Below are 16,392 nucleotides of genomic sequence, written 5' to 3' on the forward strand. Positions count from 1 at the left end.
TAAATTACCGGGATTTGCGGGAGCGATTTGTTAAAGAGATGTTTAGGGCGCCGCACCCGGCGGGGAGGGAAAGAACGCAGATCTATAATGATCTTTAAGATTAGCGCTGATAATACTTGCTCGCGTGAGCAAATCATAATAGATCTTAATAATCTGCGTATCCCGCTTGCGGGATCTGCGTTCTTTCTCAACTACGCATCGAAGAACACTTTCACCGTCTGGTAGAAAAGTCGGTTCTGCTCTTTTTCATTGAAGCCGCGGAGGCCGAAGAGGCCGGCGGCGTTGCCTTTGTTGATGGCGATCTCCATGTAGCCCGCGGAGTTAAAGAGCACGAGCTTTTCGCCCTGCGGCACATCGGCATAGGAGCCGCTGATGCGGTCGATGACCTCGTCGCGCTTGAAGACGATCTTGAACCGGCGGCCGCGGCGCTGCTGCTCGAACTGCTCCTGGGTGATGTTCACCACTACGTTCTCGAAGTTGTCGATGAAAATGATGTGCCCTTCGATCCAGCCCTCGCCGTGCAGCGGGCGGAGCGGGTTCTTTTCGATGTAGGTGCAATCGGGCAGCCCGATGTTTTGCACGGGCTCGCCGTTCAGCAATTGCGTGATGGCCTTGGCCGCGACATCGATACAGTACAGCGTATTCTTGATGGCCGTTTTTTCCAGCGGCACACCGATCACCATCTCGGGCCGGTCTTCGAGGATCATCTCGAGCAGGCCGTTGTCGGCGCAGACCACGTATTGGTTGTTGTGGTAAGCCAGCAGCAGCTGGTCGGGCTTCGACTCGAAGAGGTTGATCAGGACGATGTGGAAGGTGAACTCCGGGAAATTCTTGATGGCGCTGCGGCACACGTAGGCGGCCTGCGGGTAGTTGAATGGCGACAGGCTGTGCGAGATGTCGATGATACGGAATTCGGGGTTGATGCGTAGCAAGCGGCCCTTGATGGCGCCAACGAGGTAATCCTGCTGGCCAATGTCCGATGTGAGGGTAACGAGGGGCATGGTGGGGAGCTTGCGCGGTAAAATTCATCATTAATACTGAAAAACGCGAATCTGTAACGACGAAACGGTTATCCCCATTGTCGGAAGGCCGCTATCTAACGAGCTTTCCGTCTTTCAGGAAGAACTTTTGCACAAGCCGGTCGGCCCAGCCCGGGAAGAATTTATTCAGGAAAACCGTCCGCTTCCCGGTGAAGGTCATCACCAGCGTCCGCCGCTTTTTTTCGATGGCCCTGAGGATGATATGGGCGCATTCATCGGCAGGCATCATCCTGCTTTCATCCATCGGGCTTTCTCCCTGGGGCACGGCTTCCTCATTCAAGGCGGCGTTGCGGATGTTGGAGGTCGTAAAGCCGGGGCATACCCACATCACGTGTACGCCGCTTTCGAGGAGCTCGGTGCGGATCGCCTCCAGCCAACCCTGCAGCGCAAACTTGGAAGCGGAATAACCGCTGCGGCCGGGAAGCCCTCGGTAGCCGGCAATAGAGGAAACACCAACGATCACGCCTTTGCGTGCAAGAAGAGAAGGCAATGCATACTTCGTGCAATAGACCGCGCCGAAAAAGTTCACGTTCATTACGCGGTGCAGCACCTCGGTGTTGAGGTCTTTGAGCAGGGCACGCATCGAGATCCCGGCATTGTTGATCAGTACGTCGATACCACCGTAGATTTTGATCGTAGCTTCGATAAAGGCGCGGCAGGCATTCTCATCGCTGACATCGGCAACATAGGCGTGGAGCGGGTAGGAGGGATATTCCGCCTGCAGCGCATAGAGCTTGTCGTGGTTGCGCGCACAGGTGGCCACTTTGGCGCCGCGCCGGAGCAGCTCGTCGACAAGGGCCTTGCCGATGCCTTCGGTGCCGCCGGTGACCACTACTACCTTGTTTTTGAAAAAGTCGCTCATAGGATGGGTTTCCCAACAAACCTATTAAAAAGAAAGCAACAAAAAAGCCTCCTTGCGGAGGCTGAGAACAACCGGTTCCGGATCGGAATTTTTTTTCAACCATTGCCGGCCCGCGATCAGCAGGGGCTGGCGCTGCCCTCTTTTTCAAGGAACAGGTGAAACGTGTCGCCCCGGAGCCCGATGCGCATGGCCTCCAGCGGCAACACGTCGTGCGGATCGATATTGCCCAGGTTGGCGTTGGCGCCGATGGTCTTGATAAAATGCAGTTGCTGGTCCTTGAGCGGCGCTTCCCAGATGATTTTTTCCGGCGGCACCTGCGTCAGTATTTCCTGGACGAGACCTTCGCGTACTTCCCCGGAGTCGCGGTAAATGCCATAGGTGCCCGACTCGCGCCCTTCGGCGATGATGTAGCCTGCGCCCGCGCCCAGCTCGGTTTTCAGGATCTCGATCCAGCGATAGGGTGGTGTTACTTTCTCGCGGTCCTTATCCTTCGAGCCCACTTCGCTCAGCACCAGCCCGTGTTTACTGAGCTGCTCGATATACCTGCATTTCTCCGCATGCGAAATATCGATGGAGCCATCCGAAACTTCGGAACAGCTGAGACCATAGTGCAGCAGCAGCGACAGGTACTTGCTGAACTCGTTCCGGATAACGTATGCCTCGAATACAATGCCACCGAGAAAGACGGTTACCTGCTGGTCCTGGTAGAACCTGATCTTCTCCTCCAGGTCTTTTGTGAGGAGCGGTGTACCGTAGGCGAGCTTCACCATATCGATGTGCGGCGAAGCTGCCGAGAGCAGGTTCTTCGCTTCTGCGAGGCTGAGGCCTTTATCGATCACCATGGTAAGCCCGTTGGTTCGTGGCCGGGCCGTGCGCGCGGGGATTTGCCTGAGGGGGAAATTCATATGCGGCGAAAGTACAGCCCGTACTGGTGCTGCCGGGCTTCGAGGAATTAGAAACGTTTAACCGGGCCGTTCCCGGTGCGTAAAGACCGCGCAAAAAGGGCAACAAAAAAGCCTCCTTTCGGAGGCTTTTCGTGAACCCGCTGGGACTCGAACCCAGGGCCCATACATTAAAAGTGTATTGCTCTACCAACTGAGCTACGAGTTCATTCCGTCGGCAACCGTTTGTATTTGATTGCGTTGGGAGTGCAAAAATAAAAGGCTGTTGTGTAACAGCCAAAAATTTTTATCGCTCTGTGAAAAAAAATTTCAAATGCTTCAGCGAAGGATCGAGGAGATCACTGCGATCATGGCATCCTGTTGGTCTTCGTGGCCGCGTGCGGTTTCAATTCCAACATAGGCGCGGTGCATGCGTCCGCAGTAAACAGCCAGCGAGCCGTCGTCTTTGCTGCGTGCGCTGAGCAGCACCACGTTGAACTTCTTTTCTTTCAGTTGCTGGAAGATGTTCTTGTCTGTCGTGGTGAAGAAATCGCTGGCGCTCTGATCGGGGTTGATGTACACCATCGTTGCATCGCGGTCGCGGTCGGCGTTGCGGGCAAACTGCGTTACGAGAAGCTCGGAGCCTTCGTTGCTGTGTACCGATACGACGGTCTTATCGTGCGGCATCTCTTCGAGGAGGAACTGCGCGAAGCCATTGAGCTGGCGCGAGATCACCACATCGGTCTTGCTGTTGACGGAGAGCTCACGGTTGCGGCCCTTGGGTGTGAAGATGTTGTTGGGATCGACACTGAGTTGCTTTTCGAAAAGCGTGAACTCGATATCGCGCTGGTTTTCGTTGAGCAATTCGAGCATGGTGCCGCCATTGGCAAAGATGGAGCGGCGTGCTGCTTCGGCGATACCGGTCTCGTTGTTGTGCAGCGATACGAAGATGTAGGGAACCGATTCGTTGGTAGCCTGGCGGTTGAGCGTGATGAGGCGCTCACCAAGGCGGAAGTAGGTTTTGCGCTGCACCATCGTTACCACACGCTTCGGCGCGGGTGCTTCAGGTGTCTCGGTACCGGTGTATACCGACGGTCCGGAGATGCGGGCCATTTGATTGGAAACGTAGGAGGTTAACGGTGCGGTTTGGTCCTGGGCGGACAGGAGGCCGATGTTGCACAGCAGCATCATGCCGGACATTAGGTGTTTCACGGTTAAAATGATTAAGGGTGTTCTGCCGCAAGTCTGTCCTCACTATCCCATCGACATCTGCTGCATTACCTCCGTATAAATCATTTTCTGTGCCAATGTTATCATGTTGTGAAAAGCGGTGCCACGGGAGATTCCGTGACCGATGATCACGGGATGCGAAATGCCGAGCACCGGAGTACCGCCGTAGTTCTCGAAGTTGAAGCGCTGGAAGTACTCGTGATCGATGTGCTTCTGCCGCGTGATCTCGTAGAGCGACTCGGCAAGCTTCAGGATGATGTTGCCGGTAAAGCCGTCGCACACCATCACGTCGGCCTTGTCGAGCAGGATATCGCGGCCCTCTACATTGCCCGTAAAATGGATGTGCTTGTTTTCCTTGAGCAGGGGATAGGTGGCCTGCGCGAGCAGGTTGCCCTTGCCCTCTTCCTCACCGATGTTGAGCAGCGCCGCCCGGGGCTTTTCGATACCGAGAATGCGCTCGGCATAGATCGAGCCCATCCGGGCAAACTGGTTGAGCTGCTCGGGCTTGCAGTCGGAGTTGAGCCCCACATCGAGGAGAAGGCCGGTGCTCCCGTTTTCCTTGGGAATGATAGTGGAAATGGTGGGACGAAGCACGCCCTCGAGCGGCTTGAGCGCATAAAGCGAGCCAACGAGCATGGCCCCGGTGTTGCCGGCCGAGATGAAGGCGTCGGTCTTGCCGGAGGCGAGCAGGTGAAAGCCGATGGCGATGGAGGAGCGCTGCTTTTCCTTGAGCGCCCGCGTGGGGTGCTCGTGCATGTCGATGACCTCGGGGGCGTGCACAAGGGTGTACGCGCCGGCGGGAATACCGTGCTCGCCGAGCAGCGGACCGACAACCGTTTCGTCGCCCGTGAGCACCAGGTGGGCGGTTCCCCCGCCGGCGAGGTATTGCTGGATACCCTTAACCGCTTCCAGGGGGGCGAAGTCGCCGCCCATCATATCAATTCCGATCTTCATGCAGCGCCAAAAATAAAAAATCCATGGTCCCGCCAAGCAGCGGAACTATGGATGTGCAAAAAAGTTGTTTGCTTACTTCTTGAAGCCTTCAACCACGACCTGGCCTTTGTAGATCAGGTTGCCTTCGCTCACGTGGGCGCGGTGACGCACGTGGATGTCGCCAGTGGTCTTATCGGTGGAAAGCGTGGGGGCAACGGCCTTATAGTGCGTACGACGCTTGGCGCTGCGTTGCTGCGAATGTCTGCGTTTAGGATTAGGCATAACTCAGTTTTTTATTTTCTGTTATCGGTATCGTGAAGCGGGGATCGTCAAACGAAAATCGTAACGCTTTCCTTCCACGGGTTACACTAATTACTGTTTTCCTCCTCGTCGAGGCCCTTGAATTTCTCCAGGCCTTTCCAAAGCGGGTTTTCTTTGGCTCCTTCTTCCGGCCGCATGTCGTTAAGCAGGCGGCGGGCGTCGGGGTTGCAGTACGGTCCGTCCATGTTTTCAAACTCACAGGTTTTCTGCATGGGGATGCTGAGGCTTACGAACTCGTAGATCCAGCCTTTTACATCGAGGTGGCTTTCGCCGCGGGAGATGTAATAGACGTCGGGGTCTTCCTCCTGGTCGTTCATCAGCTCGGGGTCCTCCACCATTTTTACGGTAAGGTTGAACTCGTCGAACAACTGGAAAGGCAGCTCGTTGGCACAGCGGTCGCAGGTGACTTCGGCCTTTCCGCCGACCTCGAAACGCAGGCGCATAAAGCCTGTGTTCTTTTCCAGATAAAGCCGCACCGTGGCGGCCGTTTTCCGGAAATCCTGCTCTCCGTACGCTTCAAAGAACGAATCATCGACATCGTATTGGTACTCATGAACACCCGGCTTCAATCCAACAAAGGCAATCTCAAACTCGCGCCGATGGTTCATGCTCCCAATTTAAGTCCGTGAAATTCGGAGCGCAAAGGTAGGAAAAAAAGGGCGAAATGGGGTATTTTGCCCGAAGAATTTTAACGAATGGTCCCTGTGGCGCCCCGTAAATCTCCCTTCCGCGACCGTCTTTTCTGGTTCCTGCTCCTTGCCACTGCTTTCCTCCAGTGGTTTACCGCCTCGGCTGCCCGCGTGGAGCGGGTGTACAGCCAGGGCCTGTACCCGGGCATCGGCCGGGCCCTCCGCGGGCTCTTCGGCTGGGTTCCCTTCAGCTTTGGCGACTTCCTGTACCTCGCCGCCGGCGCCTGGCTGGCCTGGCGCGTCGGGCGGTTTGTGCGCGCCCTTTTCCGCGGCGGCTGGCGACGGCACCTGGATGGGGCGGCCGTCGTACGCACGGCAAAGATACTCCTCGGCGTATACCTGCTTTTCGAGGCCCTCTGGGGACTCAACTACAACCGGCAGGGGATCGCCGTCCAGGTGGGACTGCGGCCCGAAGCGGCCGACACCGCGCGGCTCCGCGAGCTGACGCTGCTGCTGCAGGACCGCCTCTGCACCCTCGGCGACCGCGTCGACTCGGCGCATCGCGGCCCGCTTTCAAACCGTGCCGCGCTTTATGGGCGCGCCCTCCGCGCCTACGACTCGGTACAGGGCTCGCTTCCTTTCCTGGCGTACCGGCGGGAATCCATCAAGCCGTCGCTTTATAGCCCGGTGGCGCACCTGTTCGGGTTCTCGGGCTATTACAACCCGTTTACCGGTGAAGCCCAGGTGCACACGGGTTTCCCCCCGTTTATGCAGCCCTTCGTCGTGTGTCACGAGATGGGCCACCAGCTTGGTTATGCGCGGGAGAACGAGGCCAACTTCGCCGGTTTTCTGGCTGCCCGTGCCTCGCGCGACGCCGACTTTGCCTATTCCGCCTATTTTGAAATGTACCTCTACGCGCTGCGGGAGCTGGCCCGGAAAGACCCGATCGACGCCTATATGCTGCGCCGTGCCGCGCACTACCAGGTGCGCAGGGATTTTCGTGCCTACCGGGAGTATATCAATAGCAAGAAGAACGTGGTGGAGCCCTTTGTGTCGCGCTTCTATGACGGCTATCTCCGCCTCAACCACCAGGAGCATGGCCTCGATACCTACAATGAGGTCGTACAATGGCTGCTGGCGTACCTGCGGGTATATGGGCCGCATGCGATATAAAAATGTGGTAATGTGGTGATGTGGTAATGTGGTGATGTGGTAACGTGGTGATGGGGTGACGCGACTGTTGTGCTGATCTTTTGACCACTTTGATTGTTACAATAAGCGTATGAAAAACGGGCTCAAATTGTTTTTATCGCTGGCGATCCCGCAGGTAGTCGGGGGCACGGCCGGGTTCTTTACCGTTACGGGTGTCGGCACCTGGTACCAGCGCATCCAGCGTCCCGCCTGGAATCCGCCCAACTGGGTCTTCGGGCCTGTGTGGACCCTCCTCTATGTATTGATGGGCATTGCGCTCTACCTCGTATGGAGAGGACCGGGGTCGAACCCGCAAAAACGCCGGGCGATCACTTTTTGGAGTATTCAACTCGCGGCCAATTTTCTCTGGTCATTCCTGTTTTTCAACCAGCATCGGATCGGGCTGGCACTGCTTGACCTGGCTGTACTCTGGCTGCTGATCCTGCTGACAATTTTTTCCTTCGCACGGATAAACAAGACAGCCGCCTGGCTGCTTGTGCCCTATATCAGTTGGGTAACGTTTGCCGGGATACTTAATTACAGTATCTGGATGCTGAATCGATAGAAAAGGGTCTGGAACGTTCTGGAGGTTTTTGAGGTTTTGAAGGTTCTGGAGGTTCTGGAGGTTTTGAAGGTTGGTCGAGCGCAGCCGAAGCGCCATTACCACATCACCCGATTACCACATTAAAACTTATTCTTCCACATCATCGACTCCACGGGACGGTCGGCCTGGTAGCTGTATTTCGCATTCGCCTTCTGGTTATACGCGATCTCGATCTCACCTTCGACGGGGAAGTAGATAAGCTGGCCGACGGGCATTCCGGCGTACACGCGCACGGGTTGCTTCACGGAGATCTCCAGGGTCCAGTGGCCGCAAAAGCCCACATCGCCCTTGCCGGCGGTGGCGTGGATGTCGATACCGAGGCGGCCCGTCGACGATTTGCCCTCGAGAAAAGGCACATGGGCATGCGTCTCGGTGTATTCGGCCGTTACGCCCAGGTAGAAGATATGCGGGTAGAGCACGAAGCCCTCGTCGGGTATGTCGAAGTACTCGATCTCGTTGTGCAGCTTCGCATCGAGTATGTGGTTGCGGTAGGTAGCCAGTGTGCGCCCGAGGTGCACGTCGTAGCTGTTCGAGCCGAGGCAGGCACGGTCGAAGGGGCGAACCAGGATGGTTCCTTTATTGATCTCCTCAAGTATGCGTTTGTCGGAAAGGATCATGCGGCGTCCGGAGTTTGGTGCCCAAGATAGGCGTACTTTGGGCGCGACAAATAAAAAGCATTTTCAGGGATGCCGATCTTTTATCAACAGGAAGTGGATAACGACTGCCGCCTGGCGGTCTGGCACATTACGGAGGACGAAGCATTCTTCGATGTTCCGCTGCAGCGGGACATCACCCACCCGCACAAGCGCCTCCAGCACCGCGCGGGCCGCTACCTGCTGCGGCACCTGTATCCCGACTTCCCGCTCGAACTCATTCTTGTTGCCGATACCCGGCGCCCCTTTCTTGAAAACGAGGCCTACCATTTTTCCGTGTCGCATTGCGGTCACTACGCGGCAGCGATCGTGAGCCGCAACCGGCGCGTCGGTATCGACATTGAAATACCGCTTGAGAAGGTGCAGCGGATCCGCTCGAAATTCATCGGCCCCCTCGAGGAGATCACGCTCGCCCCACTCGGGGAAGACATGCCGCCCGTGCTTTGTGCCACCCTCGTGTGGAGCGCCAAGGAAGCCGCTTTCAAATGGTATGGAAAAGGAAAGGTCGACTTCCGGCAGGATATGTCGGTACTGGTCGTGCTCGAAGAAGCGCGCGGCGCCTTTATTTCCGGCCTGCGTTTCGGTAAAGAGCTCAACCGTACGATCGCCGTATCCTCACGGTTTCTGCCACCGCTGACGCTGAGCTTTATTGCCGAAAATTAAGGCTGGCGCTTCTTTTGCAACAGCCCGGCTATGCAGTTATTCCGCGGCAGCGCCGCGATCCTGGTACTCTGTTGCTGGCTGCTCCCGTCGCGTGCCCATGCTTACTCGGTGCTTACCCACGAAGCCATCGTCGACGCGGTGTGGGATAGCTCCATGCGCCCCTTGTTGCTCGCCCGCTTCCCGCGTGCTACTCCCGAGGAGCTCCGGAACGCCCATGCCATGGCCTACGGTGGTGCGCTGATGCCGGATATGGGCTACTTCCCGGCGGGGAGTCCGTTCTTTACCAACCTGGTTCACTACGTGCGCAGCGGCGATTTCGTATCAACCCTGTTGCGCGAGGCCCGCAGCCTCGACGAGCTGGCCTTTGCGCTGGGTGCGCTCAGTCATTACAATGCCGACCGCTGGGGACACCCGCTGGGCACCAACCGCGTAGTGCCGATCCTTTACCCGAAAGCGGCCGCCGGAGCCAAAACACTTTCTTACGAGGATGACCCGATAGCCCACAAGCGGGTTGAATTCGGCTTCGATGTACTCCAGACCGCGCGGGGCAATTACGCCGCTGCCGCCTACCATGATTTTATCGGGTTTTGCTTCGCGGACAGCCTGCTGAAGCGCTGCTTCCGCGAAGTGTACGGCCTTCCGCTCGACGACGTGTTCGGCAACTTCGATCGCGCCGTGAGCCTGCTGCGTTTCAGCGTGCGCGACATTTTCCCCCTGCTCACAAGAGCCGCCTGGCAGAACCGCCGCAAGGAGATCCGCGAAAAAACGCCCGGCGCAACGGCGCGCAGCTTTCGGTACCGGATGCAGCGGAAGCACTACCAGCAGCTGTATGGAAGCAGCGCCGAAAAGCCCCGTTTCTTCGAGCGGGTTTTTGCCGGGATTGTATTTATACTGCCCAAGGTCGGTCCGCTGAAGCCGCTGAAGTTCAAGGTGCCGGACCGCACGACCGAAAAGATCTTCGTGGCTTCCTTCGATACGGTAACGAAGCATCTGCAGCAGTCGATTGCGCTCCTGCAAAAGGGCACAAAGCCTGCGCTGGCCAATTATGACTTTGATACAGGGCTCCGCACGGAGCCCGGTGAATACCGCCTTGCCGACGGCACCTACCGCTGCCTGCTGAAGAACCTGCAGAAAGACGGCTTCCGGGCGATGACGCCGGCGTTGCGCCAGAACGTGCTTTCCTTTTTCAGCAAAGGGGAGGAGCAAAGGCCCGCAGGCGACGACACGGCATTGCAGGCCGCGTTTACCGAGCTGCAGCACATGTAAGCGCGAGAATTGATCGTTATTCTTCGATGAGGGAAGTCTCCTCCGTCTCGTCGTCGAGCAGCGGGATGTTGCCGATCGAAGCGCCCGCGATACCCTTGATCGAGCCGTACATACCCGACGTGGAGATCAGCACCTTCTCGAGTTGCTTCTCGCGCTCCTTCCACATCTTTTCCATCTGGATCCGCTCCTTCGAGATGCTTTGTTTCAAAGAAAGGAATCCTTCCACGATCGTCTCGATCTGCTGGCGGAATTCGGTGCCGGTAAGAAACTGGTAGAGCAGGTTCATCTTGTCGCCCTTGTTCTCTTCCGACTTGCGTGCTTCGCTGACTCGCAGGATCGTATGCCGCAGCGCGTTGGTCAGGGCAATGACTTCAGAGAAGCTGCAGATCCAGACGCCGTCGCGCTCGCCGAAGCAGTGCATGTCTTTCGGGAAGACGGCCGTAACCAGGATGGCCACGTCGGCCTGCTGGGCGCGCATGTCGTTCTTCAGTTTTTCGATCCAGCCGTTGCTGAAGGCCTTGGTGCGCTTGCTTTCGAAGATGATCTTGCCGCTAGCCTGCCCGATGCGGTTTTGTACGGTGAGCATGCAGTCGGCGCCTTCGACGCCTTTGCCGACTTCCTGTACCGTATCGGTAGGGAAGGCCTCGCGAAGCAGCGATTCGAGGAGCAGTTCCTGCACCTCGCCCTGGAGCTGCATGGAGCCCTGCTCGGCCTTGCGCTTCATCTCCTCGGCCAGCTTGCGCTGGTCTTCGAGCTTCTTTTCAAGCTCCTGTATTTTCAGTGCGTGCTCGGTTTCTTTGAGCAGGATACGATCGGCTTCCTCGCGGCGGATCTGCTCGGCGAGGTCGTTGCGGGCGGCAATAAGCTTCTTCTGGAGCTCGATCTCCAGTTCGGCCTCGCGGTTTTGGAGCTGCTGCTCTTTCTGCAGGAAGAGAAGCTCTTTCTGACGGGCCTCTTTCAGCTTTGCCTCATTGTCGGTGGCATTCTGCTGAAGCATCCGCAGCTGGTTCTCGTAATCCGCGGCGATCTTCTGCGTCAGCTGCTGCTGCAGTTCTCCTTCGAGGCGACGCTTTTCGGCAACAAGCTCGGTTTCGAGCTTCTGCTTCTCGGCCTTCAGCTCCCCGTCCAGCCGCAGCTTTTCGGCCTTCAGCTTTTCCTGGAAGATCTCGTTCTCGCGCTTGCGCTTTTCCTCGAAGAGGCGCTGCTCTTCGTCGAGCTTTTTCTTCTCGGCGCTGATGCTGGCGAGGTTGGCCTGGAGCTGTTGCTCGTATTGCTGGCGGATGCGTTGCTCGGCATCGGCCGAGAGCACGGCATCTACATCGATGGGCGTATGGCAGCTGGGGCACTGGATATGAGTGGGCATGAGTCGGCTTTGCAACAAAGTAACGCCGAAGAGCTAAACAATTTAGCAATTGTGGATAAAAAGGAGGAAGCCGTTTCTTTGCCGGGAAAGACTTTGCCCTTGCACCCATTACGCTCCGTTCAGGTTACCCGCTACGTTACCCCGCTTCGCGAGGGCGGCTCTCTGCCTGCCATCGTGGAGGGCGACGACGACTTTTTGTACGTGCTCAAGTTCCGCGGGGCCGGCCAGGGCGTGAAGGCGCTGATCGCCGAACTGATCGGAGGGGAGCTGGCGCGCGCAGCCGGTCTCAAAGTGCCCGAGCTCGTTTTTGCCGACGTTGACCCGGCCTTTGGGCGCACCGAGCCTGACGAGGAGATCCAGGACCTGCTGAAGGCCAGCGCCGGCAACAACCTCGCGCTCCACTACCTGTCGGGCGCCATCACCTTCGACCCCGCGGTGACGCAGGTGGAGGGCTTGGCGGCATCGCTGATCGTGTGGCTCGACGCGCTGCTGATGAACGTCGACCGGACGGCCCGCAACACCAACATGCTGATGTGGCACCGCGAGCTCTGGCTCATCGATCATGGCGCCTCCCTTTACTTCCACCATGGCGAAACGGATTTCACGGCCCAGGCCGCGCGGCCCTTTCCGCAGGTAAAAGACCATGTGCTCCTGCCGCAGGCTACAGACCTCAGCGATGCGAATGCCCTGTTGCGCGAAAAGCTCAGCCCGCCGGTGATAGCTGCCATCACGGACCAGCTGCCTGCCGAGTGGCTCGGGACGGCGTTCCCCGACAATGACCCCGAGCAGATGCGCTCGGCCTATGCCGACTTTCTCAACACGCGGATTGCGTATTCCGAACCATTTTTAAATGAAGCCCTCCATGCCCGCACCACTCTTGTATGAATATGCCGTCATCCGCGTGGTGCCGCGCGTGGAGCGCGAGGAGTTCGTCAACGCGGGGGTGATCCTGTATTGCCGGCAGCAGAAGCGGCTGCTCGTGCGTACCCATCTCGACGAAGCCCGGCTGCAGGGGCTTGCCCCTGAGTCCGACCCGGCAGAGGTTGCCCTGTACCTCGATGCCTTCGCACGGATCGCGCGGGGCGAGAAGGGTAGCGGGCCCATCGGTGCGCTGGATGCGGCCGGGCGCTTTCGCTGGCTGACGGCCGTGCGCAGCACCGTGATCCAGACATCACGGGTGCACCCGGGGCTCTGCCAGGACCCCGACGCGGCGCTCGAGAAATTATTTGCCCAGCTGGTGGCACAGCCCGTGCTTTAACAGCGCCTTTTCAAGTGGTTTCGTAGTTTTATAGAAGAAGTTGATCCTATGAAAAAACTACTCCTTGGACTCTGCTCCCTGTTCCTCGTCATGGCCGCATCGGCACAGGCAAAAACACTTCCCCAGGCACTCGAACAGGCCCGCGCCGAACACCGGCAGGTGCTGCTCCGCTTCAGTGGCTCTGACTGGTGCATTCCTTGCATACGTATGGAAAAAGAGGTTTTCAGCGACAGCCTGTTCCGGCACTATGCCCATGATAACCTGGTGGAGCTTTCGGCCGACTTTCCGCGGCTGAAGAAGCACCAGCTGTCGAAGGAGCAGCGCGCGCAAAACGAGCTTCTTGCCGCCCGCTACAATCCGCAGGGCGAGTTCCCGCTCGTGTTGCTGCTCGATGCCGATGGCAACGTGCTGCGCCGCTGGACAGGAGAGGGCAAGGCAACGCCTGCCGGCTTCCTGGAGCAGCTTGCTTCGCTGAAGGCCCGCTAGGCCACTATGCAAACGGCAACCAGTACCGGTTCTACTGCCTTCCGGCGCCAGGAGCGCCTGATGGGCAACCAGTTTATTCTTACGATTGTCGGCAGCGACCCGCAGGCTGCCGGCGCGGCGCTTGACGCCGCCGTTGCCGAGATCCGGCGTATCGAATCCCGTCTTACCACCTTCCGCGACGACAGCGAAACCGCACGCATCAACGCGGCCGCCGGGCTGCAGCCCGTGCCTGTGAGCCCCGAAGTATTTGCGCTCATTGAGCGCTCCCTCCGCATCTCGCGTCTTACCCAGGGCGCTTTCGACATCACGTATGGCTCGCTCGATACCCGCTTCTGGAACTTCGACCGCCATATGACCGCGCTCCCTGACCCGGAGCAGGCACGAGCGCTGGTGCGTCTCATCGATTACCGCAACGTTATCCTGGATGCCGCCAACGGAACCGTATTCCTGAAAGAGAAAGGTATGCGGATCGGCTTTGGCGGTATCGGTAAAGGCTACGCCGCCGAGCGGGCCAAGGCACTTCTTCAAGACATGGGTTACGACTCGGGCGTGGTGAACGCCTCGGGCGATCTCTGTGCCTGGGGAAGCCAGGCTGACGGTGATCCCTGGACGATCGGCATCGCCGCTCCGGACTGCGCAGGCCGGCTCTTTGCGCGGCTGCCGATACACAACAGCGCCGTCGCCACATCGGGTAATTACGAAAAGTTTGTTGTCATCGGCGGGCGCCGCTATTCCCATACCATCGACCCGCGTACCGGCTACCCGGTGGCTGGCATAAAAAGTGTAACGATCATATGTCCGAACGCCGAGATCGCGGATGCGCTGGCCACACCGGTAACGGTGATGGGCATACGCGCCGGGATCGACCTCGTTAACCAGCTCCGCGATGTGGAATGTATCCTGATCGATGAGCAGGACCGGGTGTACAGTTCCGACAACATTAAATGGCACTCCTGATGAACAAGCTCATTTGCCCCGGCCTCGCGCTGATCGCGCTGCTGGCCTCCTGCCAGCCCGTGAAGTCGTACCAGAAAGCGTACCTCAACGACGCCGAGATGGAGCTGGCGGCCCGGAAGGTGCAAAAGTTCGAATTCAATTTCCACGCATACCGCGAAGGCGCATCCGGTGCCACCGGTGGTAAAACCGGCGGCGGCTGCGGCTGCAACTAAAAACCAGCCTGATGAAGAAAATCTACTTCTCAGTACTGGCTCTTTATGCCGGTATCCTCTCGGCCTTTTCGCAAGGTGCTGCTGCCGACTCTTCTGCCTACAAGCCGCGGAAGCTCACGATCTCCGAGGTCGATTTCGTATCGGCGTATTACACGCAGAACGGCGATCATTCGGCCGTTACCGGCGGCATCGGCACCGAAAAGCTCACCGACATCAGCAACACGATCGATGTGCAGTGGCTGCGCTACGACAGCAAGGAGCGCAAGCACAACCTGACCGTGGAGCTGGGGATCGACCACTATACCTCGGCCTCTTCCGACAAGATCGACCCGTCGACCATCAGCTCGCCTTCGTATGCGGATACCCGTATATACCCGTCGGCTACGTACATCGTTCAGAATACAAAGGGGCAGACCGTTGGCGGAAGCCTTTCATTCTCCAAAGAATACGATTACCAGTCGCTGGGTGTCGGGCTCCAGTGGGGCAAAACCTCGTCGGACAACAACCGCGAATTCAGCGCGCGCTTCCAGGCCTACCTCGACCAGTGGAAAGTGATCCTCCCGGTGGAGCTGCGGCCCGGTGGGCGCAAGGATGAAGGCTATACGCCGCGAAAGACCTACAGCCTTTCGCTTGCGTACACACAGGTGATCAGCCCGCGCATGCAGGCCGTTTTTCTCCTCGACGGCGTGCTGCAGCAGGGATTGCTGGCGACGGATTACCAGCGTGTATACTTCAAGGACGGAACAGAGAATTTTGAGCACCTGCCCGACACGCGCTATAAGCTCCCGATCGGTGCGCGGCTCCACTATTTCTGGGGCGACCGGGTGATCGTTCGGGCGACGTACCGCTTCTATACCGATAACTGGGGATTGCAGGCACATACCGGCGAGGTTGAATTGCCGGTGAAGGTTTCGCCGTTCGTGTCGGTGGCGCCTTTTTACCGCTATTACACCCAAACAGCAGCCGATTATTTTGCCCCGTATCTCGCGCATGCGCCCGCTGCGCAATACTTCACGAGCGACTACGACCTGTCGGCATTCAACAGCCAATTTTTCGGAACCGGTTTTCGCTGGGTACCTGAAAAAGGTGTCTTTGGCCTGCAGCACTGGAATATGCTGGAACTGCGCTATGGCCACTACCAGCGCAGCGCGACGCTCAACTCTGATATTGTTTCGCTTAACCTTCGCTTCCGATAGGCGAGGTAAGCCGCGGCGCAGGCATTTGTCGATGGCAGATCCCTATTTTTCTTCCGGACTATGCGTCCGCATGTTCACTTCCTCCTGGAGTTGCCGGAACTGCTGGTAAAGCCTGTTTACCTTTTCGTAGGACTCTTTCTGTGCCGCAGCTGTCTCGAAGGCTGATTTCGCGTGCGCCAGCATGGTAATTAAATCTTGAAGATCCAGGTGTTGGAATTCAGCATTCATAAGTCACTCCACTCCGCAATATGTTTAAGTATAGAATTTGAGAGCCCTTCTTCGCATTCCCAAAGCCACAAGGGGAGGTTATCCCGGTCAACGAGGACCCAGCAGGTATCGACACGCTCCATGGAAAAGAGCAGCGATTTGGAATTTTTGTCCATGACAGAAACGAAGAACCGCATCAACAGTGAAGATCCTGTTGAGCATAAACTCAAAAGTGCCTGCAGACTCGGTTCGGATTTTTTCGACAAAAAAGCTCACGGCAAAGGGTTACGGGACGGCAATAATACCATGATCGATAACCCCGCAGTGCGGCCGCGGCTCCGGCAAGGCTGGAAATTGATGGAAATAGGGGGCTACCGGGAAGCAGGCTTTATGGTATTCCATTAATCGAAGACGTATTTTGTTTAAGAAATACAGGGTGG

The 16,392-nt window shown here is 57.7% G+C and carries 20 protein-coding genes and 1 tRNA gene; 11 read left to right on the plus strand and 10 right to left on the minus strand.

The window, feature by feature from the left end; all coding sequences use genetic code 11:
- Window positions 1-191: 191 nt before the first annotated feature.
- From ACYU7Z_RS03040 to ACYU7Z_RS03075, 8 genes are all read right to left on the minus strand, one after another.
- Complete coding sequence (locus ACYU7Z_RS03040; protein ID WP_460567239.1) at window positions 192-1,001, minus strand: SAM hydrolase/SAM-dependent halogenase family protein; 810 nt, start codon at window positions 999-1,001, stop codon at window positions 192-194.
- Window positions 1,002-1,092: 91 nt separating this feature from the next.
- Window positions 1,093-1,902: an SDR family oxidoreductase gene (locus ACYU7Z_RS03045; RefSeq protein WP_460567241.1), complete on the minus strand. Its 810-nt coding sequence runs from the start codon at window positions 1,900-1,902 to the stop codon at window positions 1,093-1,095.
- A 116-nt stretch (window positions 1,903-2,018) separates the two neighbouring features.
- A complete protein-coding gene (locus ACYU7Z_RS03050) occupies window positions 2,019-2,807 on the minus strand; it encodes a phosphosulfolactate synthase (protein WP_460567243.1) in 789 nt (262 codons plus the stop codon).
- Between the two features lie 132 nt (window positions 2,808-2,939).
- A tRNA-Lys gene (locus ACYU7Z_RS03055) sits at window positions 2,940-3,012 on the minus strand.
- 110 nt (window positions 3,013-3,122) lie between these two features.
- Window positions 3,123-3,995, minus strand: a complete 873-nt coding sequence (locus ACYU7Z_RS03060) for a hypothetical protein (protein WP_460567245.1) — start codon at window positions 3,993-3,995, stop codon at window positions 3,123-3,125.
- Window positions 3,996-4,037: 42 nt separating this feature from the next.
- Entirely contained in the window at window positions 4,038-4,967 is a 930-nt protein-coding gene (gene plsX / locus ACYU7Z_RS03065) for a phosphate acyltransferase (protein ID WP_460567247.1), read from the minus strand.
- A 72-nt stretch (window positions 4,968-5,039) separates the two neighbouring features.
- A complete protein-coding gene (gene rpmF, locus ACYU7Z_RS03070) occupies window positions 5,040-5,228 on the minus strand; it encodes a large ribosomal subunit protein bL32 (protein WP_460567249.1) in 189 nt (62 codons plus the stop codon).
- Between the two features lie 86 nt (window positions 5,229-5,314).
- Window positions 5,315-5,875 (minus strand): YceD family protein, encoded by a 561-nt coding sequence (locus tag ACYU7Z_RS03075; protein WP_460567251.1) that lies wholly within the window; start codon window positions 5,873-5,875, stop codon window positions 5,315-5,317.
- A gap of 96 nt (window positions 5,876-5,971) precedes the next feature.
- Here ACYU7Z_RS03075 and ACYU7Z_RS03080 point away from each other — a divergent pair, with 96 nt between their 5' ends.
- Window positions 5,972-7,069, plus strand: coding sequence for a DUF3810 domain-containing protein (locus tag ACYU7Z_RS03080; RefSeq protein WP_460567253.1), 1,098 nt, complete (start codon window positions 5,972-5,974; stop codon window positions 7,067-7,069).
- Window positions 7,070-7,178: 109 nt separating this feature from the next.
- A complete protein-coding gene (locus ACYU7Z_RS03085; protein WP_460567255.1) occupies window positions 7,179-7,652 on the plus strand; it encodes a TspO/MBR family protein in 474 nt (157 codons plus the stop codon).
- Between the two features lie 119 nt (window positions 7,653-7,771).
- Here the strand turns inward: ACYU7Z_RS03085 and dcd are convergent, their stop codons facing one another.
- The gene (gene dcd, locus ACYU7Z_RS03090; RefSeq protein WP_460567257.1) at window positions 7,772-8,308 is read right to left on the minus strand and encodes a dCTP deaminase; all 537 of its coding nucleotides are present in this window, start codon (window positions 8,306-8,308) and stop codon (window positions 7,772-7,774) included.
- 69 nt (window positions 8,309-8,377) lie between these two features.
- Between dcd and ACYU7Z_RS03095 the strand changes: the two genes are divergently transcribed.
- Both ACYU7Z_RS03095 and ACYU7Z_RS03100 read left to right on the plus strand, forming a co-directional pair.
- Window positions 8,378-9,007, plus strand: coding sequence for a 4'-phosphopantetheinyl transferase family protein (locus ACYU7Z_RS03095; RefSeq protein ID WP_460567259.1), 630 nt, complete (start codon window positions 8,378-8,380; stop codon window positions 9,005-9,007).
- 30 nt (window positions 9,008-9,037) lie between these two features.
- On the plus strand, window positions 9,038-10,273 hold the full coding sequence (locus ACYU7Z_RS03100; protein ID WP_460567261.1) for a zinc dependent phospholipase C family protein: 1,236 nt from the start codon (window positions 9,038-9,040) through the stop codon (window positions 10,271-10,273).
- Window positions 10,274-10,289: 16 nt separating this feature from the next.
- Here ACYU7Z_RS03100 and ACYU7Z_RS03105 read toward each other — a convergent pair whose 3' ends face one another.
- Complete coding sequence (locus ACYU7Z_RS03105) at window positions 10,290-11,636, minus strand: DUF2130 domain-containing protein (protein ID WP_460567263.1); 1,347 nt, start codon at window positions 11,634-11,636, stop codon at window positions 10,290-10,292.
- Between the two features lie 99 nt (window positions 11,637-11,735).
- On the opposite strand from ACYU7Z_RS03105, the gene ACYU7Z_RS03110 reads away from it, so the two are divergent.
- The 7 genes from ACYU7Z_RS03110 (at window position 11,736) to ACYU7Z_RS03140 (ending at window position 16,357) form a co-directional block, all read left to right on the plus strand.
- Entirely contained in the window at window positions 11,736-12,521 is a 786-nt protein-coding gene (locus ACYU7Z_RS03110) for a HipA family kinase (RefSeq protein WP_460567265.1), read from the plus strand.
- Window positions 12,499-12,894, plus strand: coding sequence for a DUF3037 domain-containing protein (locus ACYU7Z_RS03115; RefSeq protein ID WP_460567267.1), 396 nt, complete (start codon window positions 12,499-12,501; stop codon window positions 12,892-12,894). Before ACYU7Z_RS03110 ends, ACYU7Z_RS03115 begins: the two co-directional genes overlap by 23 nt.
- A gap of 48 nt (window positions 12,895-12,942) precedes the next feature.
- Window positions 12,943-13,380, plus strand: coding sequence for a thioredoxin family protein (locus ACYU7Z_RS03120; RefSeq protein WP_460567269.1), 438 nt, complete (start codon window positions 12,943-12,945; stop codon window positions 13,378-13,380).
- A 6-nt stretch (window positions 13,381-13,386) separates the two neighbouring features.
- A complete protein-coding gene (locus tag ACYU7Z_RS03125; protein WP_460567271.1) occupies window positions 13,387-14,337 on the plus strand; it encodes an FAD:protein FMN transferase in 951 nt (316 codons plus the stop codon).
- On the plus strand, window positions 14,337-14,549 hold the full coding sequence (locus tag ACYU7Z_RS03130; RefSeq protein ID WP_460567273.1) for a DUF4266 domain-containing protein: 213 nt from the start codon (window positions 14,337-14,339) through the stop codon (window positions 14,547-14,549). Before ACYU7Z_RS03125 ends, ACYU7Z_RS03130 begins: the two co-directional genes overlap by 1 nt.
- An 11-nt stretch (window positions 14,550-14,560) precedes the next feature.
- Window positions 14,561-15,745, plus strand: a complete 1,185-nt coding sequence (locus tag ACYU7Z_RS03135; protein WP_460567275.1) for a DUF3570 domain-containing protein — start codon at window positions 14,561-14,563, stop codon at window positions 15,743-15,745.
- 348 nt (window positions 15,746-16,093) lie between these two features.
- Window positions 16,094-16,357, plus strand: a complete 264-nt coding sequence (locus tag ACYU7Z_RS03140; RefSeq protein ID WP_460567277.1) for a hypothetical protein — start codon at window positions 16,094-16,096, stop codon at window positions 16,355-16,357.
- Window positions 16,358-16,392: the final 35 nt, after the last annotated feature.

Source organism: Flaviaestuariibacter terrae (assembly GCF_054777635.1).

Coding starts and splice junctions, on each gene's coding strand:
- ACYU7Z_RS03040 (WP_460567239.1), bottom strand. CDS start 1,001: ATGCCCCTCGTTACCCTCACATCGGACATTGGCCAGCAGGATTACCTC.
- ACYU7Z_RS03045 (WP_460567241.1), bottom strand. CDS start 1,902: ATGAGCGACTTTTTCAAAAACAAGGTAGTAGTGGTCACCGGCGGCACC.
- ACYU7Z_RS03050 (WP_460567243.1), bottom strand. CDS start 2,807: ATGAATTTCCCCCTCAGGCAAATCCCCGCGCGCACGGCCCGGCCACGA.
- plsX (WP_460567247.1), bottom strand. CDS start 4,967: ATGAAGATCGGAATTGATATGATGGGCGGCGACTTCGCCCCCCTGGAA.
- rpmF (WP_460567249.1), bottom strand. CDS start 5,228: ATGCCTAATCCTAAACGCAGACATTCGCAGCAACGCAGCGCCAAGCGT.
- ACYU7Z_RS03075 (WP_460567251.1), bottom strand. CDS start 5,875: ATGAACCATCGGCGCGAGTTTGAGATTGCCTTTGTTGGATTGAAGCCG.
- ACYU7Z_RS03085 (WP_460567255.1), top strand. CDS start 7,179: ATGAAAAACGGGCTCAAATTGTTTTTATCGCTGGCGATCCCGCAGGTA.
- dcd (WP_460567257.1), bottom strand. CDS start 8,308: ATGATCCTTTCCGACAAACGCATACTTGAGGAGATCAATAAAGGAACC.
- ACYU7Z_RS03095 (WP_460567259.1), top strand. CDS start 8,378: ATGCCGATCTTTTATCAACAGGAAGTGGATAACGACTGCCGCCTGGCG.
- ACYU7Z_RS03100 (WP_460567261.1), top strand. CDS start 9,038: ATGCAGTTATTCCGCGGCAGCGCCGCGATCCTGGTACTCTGTTGCTGG.
- ACYU7Z_RS03105 (WP_460567263.1), bottom strand. CDS start 11,636: ATGCCCACTCATATCCAGTGCCCCAGCTGCCATACGCCCATCGATGTA.
- ACYU7Z_RS03115 (WP_460567267.1), top strand. CDS start 12,499: ATGCCCGCACCACTCTTGTATGAATATGCCGTCATCCGCGTGGTGCCG.
- ACYU7Z_RS03120 (WP_460567269.1), top strand. CDS start 12,943: ATGAAAAAACTACTCCTTGGACTCTGCTCCCTGTTCCTCGTCATGGCC.
- ACYU7Z_RS03125 (WP_460567271.1), top strand. CDS start 13,387: ATGCAAACGGCAACCAGTACCGGTTCTACTGCCTTCCGGCGCCAGGAG.
- ACYU7Z_RS03130 (WP_460567273.1), top strand. CDS start 14,337: ATGAACAAGCTCATTTGCCCCGGCCTCGCGCTGATCGCGCTGCTGGCC.
- ACYU7Z_RS03135 (WP_460567275.1), top strand. CDS start 14,561: ATGAAGAAAATCTACTTCTCAGTACTGGCTCTTTATGCCGGTATCCTC.
- ACYU7Z_RS03140 (WP_460567277.1), top strand. CDS start 16,094: ATGGAAAAGAGCAGCGATTTGGAATTTTTGTCCATGACAGAAACGAAG.